The organism is Bacteroides sp. 214 (assembly GCF_010501015.1).
GTDB lineage: Bacteria > Bacteroidota > Bacteroidia > Bacteroidales > Bacteroidaceae > Bacteroides.
In genome coordinates this window covers 79582-95661 of sequence record NZ_QVML01000005.1, presented here as the reverse complement: position 1 = coordinate 95661, position 16080 = coordinate 79582, and the positions used below count along the sequence as shown (strand labels likewise).

The window sequence follows — 16080 nt, the reverse complement described above, 5'->3', positions numbered from 1 at the left end:
AACTTTTTTCTTTAGTTACATACAAAAGTAATATTTTTGGAGTTACCTCCGCACTACTTCTTCAAAATCAACCTGAAGCTCACTGTTTTTCTCATAATCCCAAAGCGTCAAGCTGCGAATTTGATAAAAGTAATGCCAATAGTAATACATTTCGGAGATATACTTCTGCCGTGCCTGATCTTTTGAGTTCTGTGCATCATTGAGGTCTAAGGTATTTATTTTACCTATCAGGAATGTTTCGATACTGGATTTATAGCGTTTCTGCGCAATGGCATCCGCTTCATCGGCTATAGCCAACTGTGCAGCCTGATTATTGAAGTTAGCCACCAGCAGAAATATATTTTGATTAAAGTTCATCTGTTCCTGACGCAGGCGCGACTGTACTACCTCCCGGTTGCTTTGAGCTACCTTTACCTTACCGCGGCGCTTCCCCCAGTCAAGGAGAGGTATCTTTACACCTACCTCAACCACTTGGTTGTTCAGGAGATTTTCGTACGCAGACGAAAAATCCTTGTCACGACCTGCATAACCAATGTTGGCAAAAAGGTTGACGCTTCGTAAATTTCCTTTTGAAACAGCCACATCGTAATCTGCCTGCAGCTGACGGCGGCGTACATTTTGTGCAAAGGAGTTGTTGGTCTGTGCTTTGTCCAATACACTACTATAAGCAATATCTACTTCGGGAACCGATTGCGGAATAACCGGTTGAAGAACCTGATCTTCGGAAAGGCCGAGGAACGAACGTAATTGAAACATCTTAGCGTTCAGGTTGCTTTCGTTTTCGGTTACAGCAGCCTTGGCTTGCAAAGCCGAGAGTTTCAGTTGCAATAGGTCATTCTCGGAAATTTGCCCCATTTGTCGCTTGGCTTTAGCTACTTCATATAGCTTTTCGGCATTTTCGCGATTTTGTTTTTCGGTAGCAAGTCCTTCTTTGGCAAGTAACAACTGAAAGAAGTAAGTAATGGTCTTCATCGTTACTTCCTCTGTTGCCGATATAAATGCTGCCTTAGCTTCGGCATAACGAACGGGCTCAATGCGTCTGTTCCACTTTGCCTGATTCACACCAAACACGGGCTGATTTAGTTTCACAGCAATAGGAACGGACATAAATTGCTTACTGCCACCCGCCCCCAACTGTTTCAGGTAATCAATAGAAGAGGTTAAGGAGAGTGTACCACCTGTAAGCCAGATGCTTTGGTCGATAGAGAGCTCGCCGGACAGCTCAATGTTATTATTGCGCACAAAGGTATAGGAGCCATCAGACTGTTGGTAGGCGTTATAAGATTTGTTGTAGGAAGGCAGCGTACCTGCAAAATTCACTTCGGGCAACAAATCGGCACGATAAGTGCGATATTCCCAATAGGCGGTTTTCAATTCGTTGAGGGCTACCGCCGCGTCAACCGATTGTACCCTTGCCAATGCTATGGCTTCGTTCAGTGTTATCTCCCTATCTTGTTGCGCCCACACACCAAAGGGTAGTATACACACCAATAAACAACTTACTATTTTTCTTTTCATACATTTATTCTTTTAATTGAAAAGAGATAGTCAAAGCGCGTGCCAAAAAGCTAAGTAGCTAATTATGGGAGGTTTAGAAACAAAACAGAGTGTCCGAAAACGAACACTCTGTTCACTATCGTGAAGTATGATCTATCTGATCGGGGATGCGAACGGTAAAGCGAGTACCCTTACCAAGCTCCGAGGTTGCACCCATCTTACCACGTAAGCGGGCAACGATGGTTTGCGAAATACTCAACCCCAGTCCTGCTCCTTGCGAGAAGCTATCTGCCTTAAAGAAACGGTCAAAGATACGCTCCAGATTCTCTTTGGAGATTCCCATACCGGTGTCTTCCACAAAGAAGGTCGTGAATCCGGGTTCGTCTTCCAAGTAACCAAAGGTAATGGAGCCTTCGGTGGTAAATTTGGCCGCATTGTTTATTAAGTTATTGATAACTTGCTTCAACCTTACCTGGTCGGTAACGATTCGTTTCTCGCTGTTTTCGGGAATCTGAAGCACAAGCTGTACGCCAGGAGGCATGTTCAGTCGTTGTGAGTCATATACTTCCTGCATCACAACCGGCATGGAGTACTGCTTAAACTGGAAGTCCATAGTTCCGGCCTCCACACGAGACAAGTCCAAGATATCATTAATCAGCGCAAGCAGCAGTTCGCAGTTTTTATTGATGGTAGCTATAAATTGAGCTACATCTTCTTCGGAGAACATATGGATATCTTTCAGCAAGTCACTGAAACCAACAATAGCATTGAGCGGCGTACGTATTTCGTGGCTCATATTGGCAAGGAATGCAGATTTCAGACGGTCTGCTTCCAATGCTTTATCACGTGCCAACACCAATTCTTCTTCGGTTGTTTTGAATCGCTGAACACTTTGTGCCACCCCTACCATATTGTAAGGCGTTTCTTCGTTCAATCCCTCAAGCATTGACATACGGAACTCCCACCACTCGTACTTATGGGTTGCATTACGCAATCGCACAGTAATGCGTGCCGTTGTCAGGTTTGTTTCTACCAATGCCCAGAAAGTAGCTGCCGTAGCTTCGTAATCTTCGGGGTGGATTTTTTGCCTTATTTCTTCCAAAGTAGCAGTAGAGGAATTAAGCCCCACACGCTCCACATAACCCGATGCAAAACTAAGCACTCGTTCTTTCAAATCGAACTGCCAAGGATAAATAGAACTTTCCTCAATAGCCAGATTGAAGAATTGCTTCTGTAGTGCTTCTTTGGAAATATCACGAACGGTAAGTGCAATGCCTGTTTGTTTGCCATGCGAACGAATAGGCACGATATCTCCCAAGACAGGGAAATACTTACCGGTTTTTTTATTTTGCAGGAATGCGCCTTCGGGTATTTCAAGACTTACACCCTCGTTGTTTACCCGTTTCAATAGTTGCAGTAGTATATCTTCGCCATTGCTTACCAATGCCAGAATATCCGTACCCAATTGTCCTTCATAGGGACGCGAGTTGGTCGTATTTACTTCTACCGATAACTCCAACATTTGCAACATTGCTTTGTTTATGAAGTGCACGCGATAGTCGGAATCGTAAGTAACTACCCCGTTACGAATGGAGTGGAACACATTATCAAACTCATCGCGCTGAGAAACCATTCGGTTTTGAATCAGCAGTTTGGTTTGTGCGTGCATACGCCTTCTGGACTCGCGACGATAAACGGTAAACAGACGGATAATCAATACAATGAGCAAACCAATTATCAATGCATAGAACAGGATGATAATCGTTCCGTATTTCTCCATATAGGGCTCATCAACCAAGATACTACCCTTTGGCAAACGTTCTTTGGGAATATTGAAGAAGGTAAGCTGACTATAGTCGAACACCAACTCGTATGGACTCTCTGTAATGGGGAAGGAGGCAGGAGTAGCCCCTTGCAATATTTTACTGGCTATATCGGCAGCCCGGTGGGCATCTTCGAAAGCATTGGGAGCTACGGTACAAAACACACCGCTATACAATCCTGTGGCACACACCGTAAAGGTAGGCGACTTGGCTACTTTCGTCAACGATGGCATATACAGTCCCCAGTAAGGAGCTATAATTACACTTTGATGGGCAGTCTGCGATAGCTGGATATCAAAAAGAATATCCGTCATCGGGTCGTTGGTTATATCAAAGTTTTTGATTTCATAATCCGGATTCTTTGCCACGAAAGCTTCCCAATCGGTATTCAACAGTTTAGTAGCTTTACGACCAAGCACATTATCCTCGGCAAGTGTAACTACTTTTTTACGATTGGGAAATATGGTTTGGGCTACCTCCAACAACACATCGTATGCCGGTTTTGAGGTCATCCCGGTTACATTTGGGAATTTCTCCATCAATTCGTGGTTAGGAAACTCCACACCCAAAAACACAATAGGCACTTTTGTCACCAAAGAATCGGCGCAGGTCAATAAGCTATAAAGTGCCTCGTCATTCGAAACAACAATCAAATCCACCCCACGTTCGGAAGCTTTCCGGCAAAAACGCCGCATCAACTCCTCCTCACCATGCCAATTCCAGAAACGGCTGTTCAGGTATTCGGTGGTTATATTTACCGGAATAGAGTTATCCTCAAACCCCTGAGCCAGTCCATCGATAAGTTCGGGGCTCCATGTATCTCGTTCGGTGTAGGATTGTATAAACAGCACTTCAAATTTGCTTTTGGCAGATGAGGCGCTAAGGGAATATGTCAAAAATATAAACAGGATTGGTAAAATCCTAACGAAAAATTGCTTCATAGATGAATATATACCCATTTGTTAATTCTACGCAAAGATATAATTTTTATCTAAGAAGCAACTATTCAGAAACAATTTATTTGTTTGCTTATGGCTCGCCGGTTGTTTGCTTATGGCTCACGGGTTGTCTGCCTATGCCTGACGGTCTGTAAGACTATGGTTGACGAGTCGTCTGCTTATGGCATACGGAGTGTTTGCCTATGGACGGCAATTGAGTATAAACGGCAGCTTTTGCAGATGCTCCTTTTTCTTACGTAGTTCTTTTTTATTCTTTTCTAATCTAATCTAATCTAATGCTGGAGGTATGCTGGTGTTTTTGTTTTTCTAAAAGTTGCGATATTTCGTTTATTACAATACGATACACCTCACTTTTACAAAAGAAATATTATCGATGAAATCGCATGTTTCTATTTACTTATTACATACATCAACAATCAGAATAGGGAATTTGTGTTTAATAATTTCGCAAAATCATAGTTAAAGTTCAACTCGCCTTCAACTCGCCTTCAGCTCGTCTTCAACTCAGGTTCAGTTCAGGTTCAGTTAGAATTCAGTTCAAGTTCAACTGATTTATCCGGCAAAAGAGATGAGAAAATAAGGGCATTTCTTCAATAAAGGAATAAGCAAATTCAAAACACTTTTACAGACAAATTTTAGAATTTCAGAATAAAAAATCAGTAATTATGACAATTCTATTGAAAAAGAATTATCTTTGCGCAAGATATACAACTTTTGAATAAAAAAGTGAAAACACATTTTTCGTGAAACACCAATGAATAACCAAGATAACACGATTAGCTCATTCTCGGCAGAAATGGCCGAAAACGTAATTAACTCCATACCCGATATGATTTTTATCGTGGATAGTGAGTATAGTATCCGTCGCATATTAAATAACGACCCCGCCAAACTTTCAGCACCGGTAGAAAGTCTGATAGGTCTTTCTGTGGTAAGTATTGTAAGTGATGACTGTAAAGATGAAATTAGACAGGCTATAGATAGAGCATTAAAAAGCGACGAGGTGCAAGAAGTGGAATACACCTTAGCTTTTGGTGATGCGACCGAGTTTTTCGAAGGACGTTTTAAACGCGTTAACGAATCACTTGTAGCTTGTTTTGAAAGAAATATAACAGTTCGGAAAAACGTAATGCATGAGCTGAAAATAGCTAAGGAAGCTGCCGAAGAGTCGGATAAACTGAAATCTCTCTTTCTTGCCAATATGAGCCACGAAATACGTACGCCGCTCAATGCGATTGTTGGTTTCAGTGATTTACTGACTCATACGGATGATCAGGAAACCAAAGAAGAGTTTATCTCACTTATTAAGAAAAACAATGATTTGTTGCTTCAACTAATCAACGACATACTCGATTTATCCAAAATAGAATCCAACACACTGGAGTTCTACTACGATTATTTTAATATTAATGACATTCTAACGAAGTTGGAAGCAACCGCACGTAGCAAGGAGACTACAGGAAAAATAACCATATCGGCTGTGCCGGCTCTTAGTCATTGTATTATTCATAGCGCTATGGAGAGGGTATATCAGGTGATGCAGAATTTCATGAATAATGCTTTGAAGTTCACCCGCGAAGGAGAAATAAAAATTGGCTATGAAGTTTTAGACGAAGGTATTCGCTTCTTTGTATCTGATACAGGCATTGGAATTCCAAAGGATAAGCAAGCCGAAATATTTCAACGCTTTGCCAAAATCGATAATTTTGTGAGTGGTACCGGACTTGGTCTCTCCATTTGCGAAACAATCGTTCAGAAGTTTGATGGTACAATAGGGGTTGATTCGGAATTAGGAAAAGGCAGTACCTTTTGGTTTATGCTTCCGGTGAAGCCGCTTGAGGTATAACCTCTCTTCTCACAATAGTTGCACCCCCACGGGTTGCTTTATCCCGCAGGGGTGACTTCCACAGAAGGAATTTTATTATTTACTGGTCGCTCAACGCCTCTGCCGGTTCTATATTCATAGCTTGCCGGGCCGGGAATAGAATGCTTCCCAACATGATAAGCGCCAATAGTGCAAAAGTTATCAATAACCCGCAAACGAACCTTAGCAAGGTAAATTCTACCGGCCACGTTGCTACCACATCGGCTTTGCCTAAGTTGTATGCCACGATTGCAGCAGGAATAAAGGCAATGCTCAACAGCAACAACCCTTCGTTAAACAACATATTGCGGATGGACTTTTTCGTACTCCCCATTGCCAACCGTAAACCAATCTCTGCATGACGATGTTGCGTACGCGACCAAAAAGTTCCCAGTACCGCAAGGAAAGCATTCAATAGAAAGAAAAACGCTACCGCAAGATAAGTATAAAGGTCATTGCGGTAATCCTTCAGGTGTTCTTTACGTGTATCCGCCACGGATTGCATATCTTCCAGATAAAGATTGCCTATCATCAGTTGGTCGCGCATCTCCTTGCGGAAAGTACGGATAAAGTCGCTATTATCCATCTCGGGTTTTACGCGAATATAAAGTCCAAAATAAGGAATATTAGCGCTACTCATCTGTCCTATTTCGTTCATATTGAGTATTTGGTAATAAGCACGGTTGTAATTGCTATATTCGTTATACTTTTGAGGCTTTATAACAGCCGATATACGTACACTGTCTTTCTCATACTCGTTTCTTACCCGCTGCCCAACAGCATTCCCATTGGGGAACAATATATCTGCATAATCTTGAGTTAGTATAAGTTCGGGATATATAGCTTTCTCTGCTATTTCTTCGGGCGTTTCTCCGTATGCTCCTTTTACCTTAAAGACCTTAAAATAATCGGGAGTTACAATGCGAATCAAAGCCCTATACCTCAACGAATCTAATGCTAATGCCGCTGAGTTATTCATCCACACATAATGCTTATGATATAATGTAACAGTTGTAAACTCCACAGCGGGGTGATGTTCCAAACGATCTACCACAGCCAATAAATCGGCTCCCGCATGTGTTGTATGTGCTTCATCGGATATGAAGCGGGCACTTTCTTCTGTGAGCACACCCATGCGCAAGGAGTAAACGTTACGCCAATCGAAACCCAAAGGTTTATTATGGTTCACAGCAATGGCATATACATAATCTACCGCAAACCACAAACAGGTAGAGATAACGAATAACCCAACTATTAACAGCAGATTCTGTTTGCGGTTATTCCATATAGAAGTAAAAATATGTTTCAACATGGTTATTTCTCGTTTAATGCGTTTACAATAGGAACTCTTGTTACCCGCCAGGCCGGTATTCCCGCCGACATCAGATTGAGCAGCAAACAGAAAGCCAATGCTACCAAGAATATCCACGGACTTATCATCGATGCGTTTACTGTTGCCACCCCACCCAAATCGGATGCCATGAGCCAACCCGAAAACACCCACAAGCTAAGGTACGAGAGCAGCAACCCCACTACCCCTCCTATCAGCGTCAGAATAAAATTTTCGTTGATTACCTGCCACAGTAAGGTAGAACGATTGGCACCGAATGCTTTGCGCACACCCAGTTCCGCCAGTCGCTTGCGCATACGGCTCAACGTAAGTCCCGAAAGGTTGATACCCGGAACCAATAGTATGACGAAGATGATAACACCATAGCGGATTACTGTTCCTTTTACATCGCCGGGCTGGTTGGCAAACTTGCGCAACATCTGTGCGAAGAATTCATTGGGTTGTTCGGCAATGTCTAAATCAAAGCGTTCGGAATGAGAATTCAGTTTTTTCACATTTGTCTCTACCTCCTGCCGTATGGCAGAAAAATCCTCTTTGGAACGTGCCAGGATAAGACAGAGATAGTTGCCTGATTTTCCTTCGCCCCATCCGGTAAGGTCTATTTGAGTAATGCCTGCATTAGAGGTATAAGGAAGCCATACTTCCGAATAACATATTTCAAGGAACTTACTCACATCCTTCACTACACCTACCACGGTGAAATTTACAAAATTCAGGTCAAGAGGTTTGTCTATGGCATCGGCAGCACTACCGAATAGCTGTTTGGCTACACTTTCGCAGATAACCGCCTGCTTGAAACCTGCTTCGAAAGAGGCCTGATCGTAGGGACGTCCGGCTACAAACTGAAAATCGTTTACCCTCCAGAAAGCTGCATCGGTATAGGTTACCCATGTCGATATTTCTTCGGTTGAGCCCGGTAGTGACGAAAGCATAGGTCCGTAGGGATGTATGGCGCTCACGGCTTCGGCTGTTTCGAGTGGATAAAACACTTGTTGGATAGAGTAGAGCGACAAACGGCTAAAACTTCTACTTTTGGCATTTTCTTTGTTTATCGCACCTGCCCATTTCACATAGAGTGTACGCGAGCGATTTGACTCGGGCGCATAATCGGCCGTTTTAGCCTGTAGCAATATAATCACTACCATGATGATAGAGATAGCCATCGCCGTACCAATAATAGATATGATACTAAGTAGCTTATTCTCCTTGAATAAGATAGTGAATTGTTTTATATATTGTTTGTACATAAGTTTGATATTTACAATTTATCACTTCACTTGGCGACCATCAAAGAAGCGGATGGTGCGGCTGGTTTGTTTGGCTTGTTCTTCGTTGTGCGTTACCATCACAATGGTGCGTCCGTCTTCTTTATTCAGTTTATGCAGCAATTCCATGACTTCCGCTCCCATTTTAGAGTCGAGGTTTCCGGTAGGCTCATCCGCCAGCAATATCTCGGGGTTACCTACTATGGCACGGGCAATGGCTACACGTTGGCACTGTCCGCCACTTAGTTGCGTGGGGAAGTGACGCATACGGTGGCTTAGTCCCACACGTTCCAGCATTTCTTGTGCCAACTTACGACGTTCGCGAGCACCTGTTCCGCGATACAGCAACGGCAACTCCACATTATCCAGTACATTCAATGAGTTTATCAGGTGGAAGGACTGGAATACAAAGCCCAGTGTTTTGTTACGGAAGGCAGCCAATTGCTTATCCTTCATACCCACAACTGTTGTTCCATTGATTTCTACCGTACCCGATGTTGGGGCGTCCAATAGTCCCACAATGTTCAGCAGTGTAGACTTTCCGCAACCCGATGGTCCCATAATAGATACAAACTCGCCCTTATCTACAGTAAGGTTTACATTATCGAGAGCCATTGTTTCGATTTCGCTTGTGCGATAAATCTTTGATAGTGATGTTAAAGTAATCATAATTGTATATTTTAAGTTTCTATTTTATTCGTCATGTAGCGCTTCGGCAGGTTTTATCTTCGCCGCGCGACTTGCAGGTATCCATGTACCCACCAATGTTATAAGTAACATTAAGAAATAAGCCACAAAGCTTACTATCAGGAAATGAGGTATAAATTGATTCTGCAACAAATCTTCGTTGCCCAAGTGTTGCATTTGGCTTTGTTCGGCAAAACCCGTATAAAACACGCGTTGCAACACAAAGAAGATGCCTACGAGCCATGAAACGGTAGTAAGCAACCATCCCTCAGCCAGAAATTCTTTCAGTATCTGCCCGCGCGAAGCACCCAATGACATACGCAACCCTATCTCTCCTTTACGGGCATCGCTACGTAACCAGAAAGTGCCTGCTACACCAAGGAATGTGCAGATAAGGAAGAAGATAGCCAATCCTGTTTGCAGCCGCAGCGTATTAGTAATGCCCGATGAAAATTCCGAGTGTTTGCGTATAGTATGGAAATCCGTCAAGTTGAGGAAATAGAGATTACCTATTGACAGTTGCGGAGCCAGTTCCTGCTTTAGGCGCTCGGCAAAGAGTTGCTTAGAAACACCGTCGCGAATACGTAAACAGATCTGCGCCGAGTAGGGAAAATCCTTCACACCGAATTTCTCTTTTGGAATAAAAGCAGTAGGTGTAGGTTGTTCGCCCGAGCGAAAGATGTAGTTGGAAACTACTCCACAACAGTGATACATTCTTGTGGTATCGCCAAAATGCACCTCTCTATTCTGTTCATTGCCCCGAGGAAGTGCCCGGACTACGTTCTCGGTGAGGTAGATATTGCGAGCTGCAGGCAGGTCGCGATGAGTGGGCGGAATACCCGAACCCTCTTCCTTGATGTTGAAGACATTGAAAAAATCGCCATCTTCGTAGAACTCCATCAACAACACACTAACTCTTGCACTATCATGTTTCAGCGAATTGGCGCTCATTGACTCACTAAAAGGGTATGAGGCATTCATGGTTACTACCGCTGCGTCAACGTCCTGATAATGCCTTACCATTTCATAAATACGCAAGAAAGAAACCCTGTGCGCGGAATCTGTATTTTGCTCTTCGCGATACTTATTATGCGTAGAAGAGTATTCTCCTACCTGCAACAGCATGACGTTATCCACACTGTAACCCGGTTCGATGGCTTTATTGCTAACAATCACATAGACGGGGTCTATCACGCTCCACATAAAAAACGTTACTAACACAAGCTCTATTAAAATCCATGCGTTGGCACGGCGCTTGTTCCATATTTGTTTGAGTATATGCGGTATCATGGTTATTTGTTATGGTTAAGTGAAACAACGATATTTTTGCGTAACCCATTGTATGCCGGAATAATGGCCGAAAGTAGATTAAGTACAAAGCAAACCGCGAGTGCGATAAAAAACACCACAGGGTTGAAGAACATACCTGCATCAAAGAAGCTGCTGATACCTTCAGGCGGTACCTCTTGCCAACGATCGAATACGCCCAATATCCAACTTCGTCCACAGTACATGATAACAAAAGACAGAACAAGTCCTAACAATCCTCCCAGAGTGGTAAGCAATAGATTTTCGACAAGCACCTGCCACAACAACACACCTCGTGAAGCGCCGAATGATTTACGTACACCCATTTCGGCCAGCCGTTTTTCCATGCGCGAGGATACCATACCCGCTAAGTTCACCGCCGGTATAATCAATAGTGCCAATAAAATGAAACCCAACGATTGGATTATCTCTGCCCAGTCTATACGATTATTGTTAGACTGACGAAACACCGACTTCCAATACGCCTCGGGTTGTCCGCTCATATCGGCTACGTATTTTTCCTGAGCCGCATTTATTTGCTTGATTATTCCTTCTGCCTCTGCAGCTACAGCGGCAGTTGCGGAAGCTGTTGGTGCCAGTATGAATACCTTCAATGCGCCCAGTAGTGCGGTTCCTTCACTTTTACCTGTATTGGCTATAGCTTCGGGCTTCACGGTAAAGGGCACCCAAAGTTGTGCGTAGGTTTCTTTGGCAGCAAAGGAAACGTCGCGCACAACACCACTTACGCGGTAGTCGTTGCCGTCCAGTTCCACATATTTACCTTCGGCTTCGACAGTACCAAAAAGTATATTTGCCAGAGATTTTGTAATGACCGTCGTTTTAATGCCCGACTCGAAATCTGCTTCGCTGAAAGGTTTACCATGAAGAAACTCAAAACCGAATACCTGCCAGTAATGGTGGTCGGTATAGGCTACGGTTACAGGCAGCATACCTTTTTCGTTAGGAAGCCTCACCAAGGGGTAGTCGTCCCATACACTGAGCACCGCCGACACAGCTTCGGCACTTTTCAGCGTATAGAGATGCTCCTTCACAAAGTTCCACGAGTATAACGAACTCGACATGGCACCCGACTTAGTGTATTTTATCATCATATTCTTGCCAACCAATGTACGATTACGATTTACTTCGGGATACACGGGTGCTATCTTGATGTAGTAGATAATGGCTATGGTCATCACCACGGCAATAGCCATCCCCGTTCCTAAGATATAAACACTGCTATAGAGTTTATTCTGCTTGAGTAGTTGCCAGGCTTGCTTCAAATACAACATAAGCATTGAGATTTATTTTACCTTCAGTTTATTTTTATTCTTATGTGCAGTCATATCCGAGATGATGACTTTATCGCCTGTATTAAGTCCGCTCACTACCTCTACGAAGTCAAAGTTGGAATCGCCCAAGCGTACTTTGCGTTTTTCTATTTCGCCTTCCGAAGTAAATACCCAGAGGTCGTATTCGCCCTTTCCTACGTAGTACGAACTATTGGCTATGCGCATAACATCTTCCTTCACGGCATTCATCACATACACATCGGTTTTGAGTCCCGAACGCAGACGACGGTTGCTATCATCTTTTAGCTGTATAGAGAAGGAAATAACTCCATTCTTTGAAAGCGGTGTAACACTGGAGATGATTCCATCCAGTTTTTCGTTACCTATCTTTATGACGGCACGCCCACCTGCAGCGACTCTGTCTCCATAGGCATCGGCAATTTCGGCTTCTACTTTGAAGTGACTCAAGTCGGATATGATAGCTATTTGTTCACCTTGCGATATTTGTGCACCCACTTGTGTATTTACGTAGGTAAGAATAGCCTTGCGGGGAGAGCGTACCTGCGCATCGTCGAGCGTACGTTTCATCTCGGCAAGAGACTTGCGGAATATTTCAAAGTCCAGCTCCTGTACTTTCATTTCGGCTTCACGCACTTCGGTTTCGTTGGCATACTTCTGCTTCATCTGTTCCAGTTCCAAATGAGAGACATTTACGTTGAGTTCCGCCTGACGCACCTTGTCGGTAGTGCCCGCTCCAATGCTATCGAGATATTGTTCGTTACGCATTTCCACCTTCATGCGGCTCAGCTTCATTTCGAGTACTTTGATTTGCATTGCCATGTCGTTGAGCGTGGTTTGGTTGTTCACCCGTAGCTGATTGAGTTTATAGCTACGCATTTGCTCTTCATCGAGGAGTTTTTTGTAATTGGTTTCGGTGCTTTGCAAATCAAGTTTTAGAATGGGTGTCCCGACATTTACCGAATCGCCCCCTTTGCGATACACCTCTACAATACGGGTGTTGATGGGCGAGTTGATAATTTCTTCAAAGGCAGACGACACCCTGCCCGAGGCACTTACACTTACTTCAATCGTTCCTTTTTCTACTTCGGAGATAATCAGGTCTTTTTGGTGTACACCTGCACGTAGCAATGAAACTAAGATACTTATAGCTACAATTACACCTACGCCAATTCCTCCATACTTTAGGATTTGCTTGTTGCGTTCCTTTTGTCTTACTTCTTTTGGTATTTCCCTATCCATATTGGTATTGTTTATATTTTATTCATTTATTTACGAACACAAGTAGTCAAATGACGTGCCAAAAGGATAAGTAGTTAAATAACAGCAAGATAACAATCTATCGGAGTGTCCGTTTTTGAACAGTTGTTCGGTTTTAGAAGGTTTATCACAAAGTGGAGTTCACTTCAATTGAAACCAGACTTCGTTTTTCTCTAAATCAAGGTTCATTTTCAAGCTAATCAAGGTTCATTTTTTGTTGAAGTTTGAGTACCAACCACCCTCTTGTTCGTCTTTCTATAAATAAACAAAAAACATTTCATGAATACATTCCAAAAATACCACGGTGTGGTAGTCCCTATGATTACTCCCGTAGACCAACACGGCATGCTCGACGTGACAGCCGTTCGCATCATTATTCGTTTTTTCGTCAAACATGGGGTTTCCCCACTACTCATGGGAACAACCGGCGAAGGAAATTCCGTTGCAGCCGATCAAGGCGTACTTTTTGTAAAAACCGCTGCCGAAGCTGCTAATAAGCAGATTACCATTTATGCCGGACTAACCGGATGTTGCGTTAGCGAACAATTCGAAGCAGCCGCAAAATACAAAGAGGCGGGAGCGGACGTTATTGTTGCCACGCTACCCTCCTACTATGCGCTTACCGACGAACAAATGTATCAATACTATAAGCAGCTTGCCGATAACAGTGCGCTGCCGGTTATGCTATACAACATCAAAGCAACTACCCACATGACAATACCTGTGGATGTGGTAAAGCGCCTCAGCGCACATCCCAACATTGTAGGACTGAAAGATTCTGAGCGCGACATCGACCGTATGAGTGCCTGCTTGGAGATATCCAGAAACAACCCTAAGTTCTCTTATTTCTGTGGTTGGGCAGCCAAGTCGTCATACTGTTTGCAACAAGGAGCCGACGGTATTGTGCCCAGCACCGGCAACTTTGTTCCCGAATTGTTTGCCAAACTCTACGATGAAGCTGTGAACGGAAGCATAGATGCAGCCAACCAACTTCAGGAAGAAACCGATCGCATAGCCCGAATTTACCAAGAGGGTCGTACCTTGGGCGAATCGCTTGCCGCTCTAAAGGTCATGATGGGCACCAAAGCGCTCTGTCAACCCTATATGCTGGCACCACTAACACCCCTTACCGACTCCGAAAAAGAACAGGTTATTCAGCAAACAATTACTCTAAAACAATCATAAATCATGCAAGATTCACACATTCATTGGATTGACTATATCATTGTTATCTTTTCCGTTTTGCTTGCTATCGGTGTAGGCATGTACTTTGCCCGCAGACAGAAAAGTACTGACAATTACTTTGCCGGAGGCCGAAATATTCCCGCATGGGCAATCGGTATGTCTATTTTCGCCACACTCATCAGTAGTGTAACCTTTTTAGCTTATCCGGGAGCGGCGTACGCATCTAACTGGATATTGCTGGTGCAAGGACTTATGGTACCTATTGTACTGGTTGCCATGATTGGCGTTATCGTGCCTCTTTACCGCAAAGTTATTAAGTTAAGTACGTACGAGTACTTTGAACGCAGATTCGGATATTTTGCCCGCCTATATGGTTCAATCGCATTTATACTCGGTCATTTCTCTAAAATGGGTACGGTGTTCTACTTAGTTAGTCTTGCTATGGCTTCGTTCATGGGTATAGACATATACATTATTATCGCCGTACTGGGTATAGCCATTATTCTCTTAACGCTACTTGGTGGTATGGAGGCCGTGATATGGATGGATGTGATACAAGGATTTATGTTGATAGCTGGTGGATTGATTTGCGCAGGCATGCTGCTGTTTATGCCCGAAGGTGGTCCAAGCAACGTTATAAACACCGCTTTAGATATGGGCAAGATTAGCTTCGGACCCTACGACTGGGATCTTACCAAGCTCACCTTTATTGTGATGGTACTGAATGGCATTTTCTATGCCATACAGAAATACGGTACTGACCAAACTATTGTGCAACGTTATCTTGCCGCAAAAGATGACAAAGCAGCGAAAAAGGCTGCTTACATTGGCGTCTTCATGAGTGTGCCAATTTGGACACTATTTATGTTTATCGGTACAGGACTGTACATCTTTTACCAATCGCAAGGTGCGCCACCGCTTCCCGAAGGCATCAAAGCCGATGCGGTATTCCCCCACTTCATAGCTACTCAAACGCCCGTAGGTATTACGGGAATTATCATTGCGGCTCTTGCGGCGGGTGCCATCTCCAGCTTAGACTCGGACATGAACTGTCTGGCAGCTATTGGCGTACAGGATTTCTACGTACGCTTCAAACCACAAAGTACCGACAAGCAACGATTGCGTTTAGGGCGATTTTTAGTACTTTTGTCGGGTGTAGCCGCTGTGGGAGTTGCCATGCTCTACGCATATTGGCAAGGTGAAGGAGTGCTGGGCATTGTCTTCTCGCTGTATGCTATCTTCTCGGCAGGTATCGTAGGTCTGTTCTTATTGGGGCTGCTGAGTCGCAGAGCCAACAAGCAAGGATTGTACGTAGGTATTGCCGCTGCCGTTCTCTTTACAGCATACGCCATGCTTACATCGAGCAAGTTCGATTTTGGCGACGGATTGGGCAAACGTCTCATTCTTGATATGGGGTCACTCAACTTCACGCATCACAAATATATGTTGGGCGTGTACAGTCATCTCGTTTTGTTTGGCGTAGGATATATAGCCAGTTTCTTCTTTAAGACACCACTGGCAGATAAGGAACTAACAATACATGGATACCTAGAGAAAAAGAAAAAATAAAT

Annotated in this window: 11 protein-coding genes; 3 read left to right on the top strand and 8 right to left on the bottom strand. The window is 43.7% G+C overall.

The window, feature by feature from the left end; all coding sequences use genetic code 11:
- Nucleotides 1-42 precede the first annotated feature (42 nt).
- Nucleotides 43-1518 (bottom strand): TolC family protein, encoded by a 1476-nt coding sequence (locus D0T50_RS05880; RefSeq protein ID WP_163222587.1) that lies wholly within the window; start codon nt 1516-1518, stop codon nt 43-45.
- Nucleotides 1519-1633: 115 nt separating this feature from the next.
- Nucleotides 1634-4261 (bottom strand): ATP-binding protein, encoded by a 2628-nt coding sequence (locus D0T50_RS05875; protein WP_163222586.1) that lies wholly within the window; start codon nt 4259-4261, stop codon nt 1634-1636.
- Between the two features lie 772 nt (nt 4262-5033).
- Here D0T50_RS05875 and D0T50_RS05870 point away from each other — a divergent pair.
- Nucleotides 5034-6125, top strand: a complete 1092-nt coding sequence (locus tag D0T50_RS05870) for an ATP-binding protein (protein WP_163222585.1) — start codon at nt 5034-5036, stop codon at nt 6123-6125.
- Nucleotides 6126-6204: 79 nt separating this feature from the next.
- Here the strand turns inward: D0T50_RS05870 and D0T50_RS05865 are convergent, their stop codons facing one another.
- The 6 genes from D0T50_RS05865 to D0T50_RS05840 are packed head-to-tail and all read right to left on the bottom strand — an operon-like array spanning nt 6205 to nt 13306.
- Nucleotides 6205-7455: an ABC transporter permease gene (locus D0T50_RS05865; RefSeq protein ID WP_163222584.1), complete on the bottom strand. Its 1251-nt coding sequence runs from the start codon at nt 7453-7455 to the stop codon at nt 6205-6207.
- Between the two features lie 2 nt (nt 7456-7457).
- The gene (locus D0T50_RS05860) at nt 7458-8741 is read right to left on the bottom strand and encodes an ABC transporter permease (protein WP_163222583.1); all 1284 of its coding nucleotides are present in this window, start codon (nt 8739-8741) and stop codon (nt 7458-7460) included.
- Nucleotides 8742-8762: 21 nt separating this feature from the next.
- The gene (locus tag D0T50_RS05855) at nt 8763-9428 is read right to left on the bottom strand and encodes an ABC transporter ATP-binding protein (protein WP_163222582.1); all 666 of its coding nucleotides are present in this window, start codon (nt 9426-9428) and stop codon (nt 8763-8765) included.
- 24 nt (nt 9429-9452) lie between these two features.
- The gene (locus D0T50_RS05850) at nt 9453-10736 is read right to left on the bottom strand and encodes an ABC transporter permease (protein WP_163222581.1); all 1284 of its coding nucleotides are present in this window, start codon (nt 10734-10736) and stop codon (nt 9453-9455) included.
- Between the two features lie 2 nt (nt 10737-10738).
- Complete coding sequence (locus D0T50_RS05845) at nt 10739-12052, bottom strand: ABC transporter permease (protein WP_163222580.1); 1314 nt, start codon at nt 12050-12052, stop codon at nt 10739-10741.
- A 6-nt stretch (nt 12053-12058) separates the two neighbouring features.
- Nucleotides 12059-13306: an efflux RND transporter periplasmic adaptor subunit gene (locus tag D0T50_RS05840; RefSeq protein ID WP_163222579.1), complete on the bottom strand. Its 1248-nt coding sequence runs from the start codon at nt 13304-13306 to the stop codon at nt 12059-12061.
- A gap of 297 nt (nt 13307-13603) precedes the next feature.
- Between D0T50_RS05840 and D0T50_RS05835 the strand changes: the two genes are divergently transcribed.
- Entirely contained in the window at nt 13604-14509 is a 906-nt protein-coding gene (locus D0T50_RS05835) for a dihydrodipicolinate synthase family protein (RefSeq protein ID WP_163222578.1), read from the top strand.
- Nucleotides 14510-14512: 3 nt separating this feature from the next.
- Nucleotides 14513-16078, top strand: coding sequence for a sodium:solute symporter (locus D0T50_RS05830; RefSeq protein ID WP_163222577.1), 1566 nt, complete (start codon nt 14513-14515; stop codon nt 16076-16078).
- The last annotated feature ends 2 nt before the right edge of the window (nt 16079-16080 follow it).

Bases quoted from the DNA above. Each gene is read 5' to 3' on its own strand.
- D0T50_RS05855 (WP_163222582.1), bottom strand. From the start codon at position 9,428: ATGATTACTTTAACATCACTATCAAAGATTTATCGCACAAGCGAAATC.
- D0T50_RS05850 (WP_163222581.1), bottom strand. From the start codon at position 10,736: ATGATACCGCATATACTCAAACAAATATGGAACAAGCGCCGTGCCAAC.
- D0T50_RS05840 (WP_163222579.1), bottom strand. From the start codon at position 13,306: ATGGATAGGGAAATACCAAAAGAAGTAAGACAAAAGGAACGCAACAAG.
- D0T50_RS05875 (WP_163222586.1), bottom strand. From the start codon at position 4,261: ATGAAGCAATTTTTCGTTAGGATTTTACCAATCCTGTTTATATTTTTG.
- D0T50_RS05835 (WP_163222578.1), top strand. From the start codon at position 13,604: ATGAATACATTCCAAAAATACCACGGTGTGGTAGTCCCTATGATTACT.
- D0T50_RS05880 (WP_163222587.1), bottom strand. From the start codon at position 1,518: ATGAAAAGAAAAATAGTAAGTTGTTTATTGGTGTGTATACTACCCTTT.
- D0T50_RS05860 (WP_163222583.1), bottom strand. From the start codon at position 8,741: ATGTACAAACAATATATAAAACAATTCACTATCTTATTCAAGGAGAAT.
- D0T50_RS05865 (WP_163222584.1), bottom strand. From the start codon at position 7,455: ATGTTGAAACATATTTTTACTTCTATATGGAATAACCGCAAACAGAAT.
- D0T50_RS05830 (WP_163222577.1), top strand. From the start codon at position 14,513: ATGCAAGATTCACACATTCATTGGATTGACTATATCATTGTTATCTTT.
- D0T50_RS05845 (WP_163222580.1), bottom strand. From the start codon at position 12,052: ATGCTTATGTTGTATTTGAAGCAAGCCTGGCAACTACTCAAGCAGAAT.
- D0T50_RS05870 (WP_163222585.1), top strand. From the start codon at position 5,034: ATGAATAACCAAGATAACACGATTAGCTCATTCTCGGCAGAAATGGCC.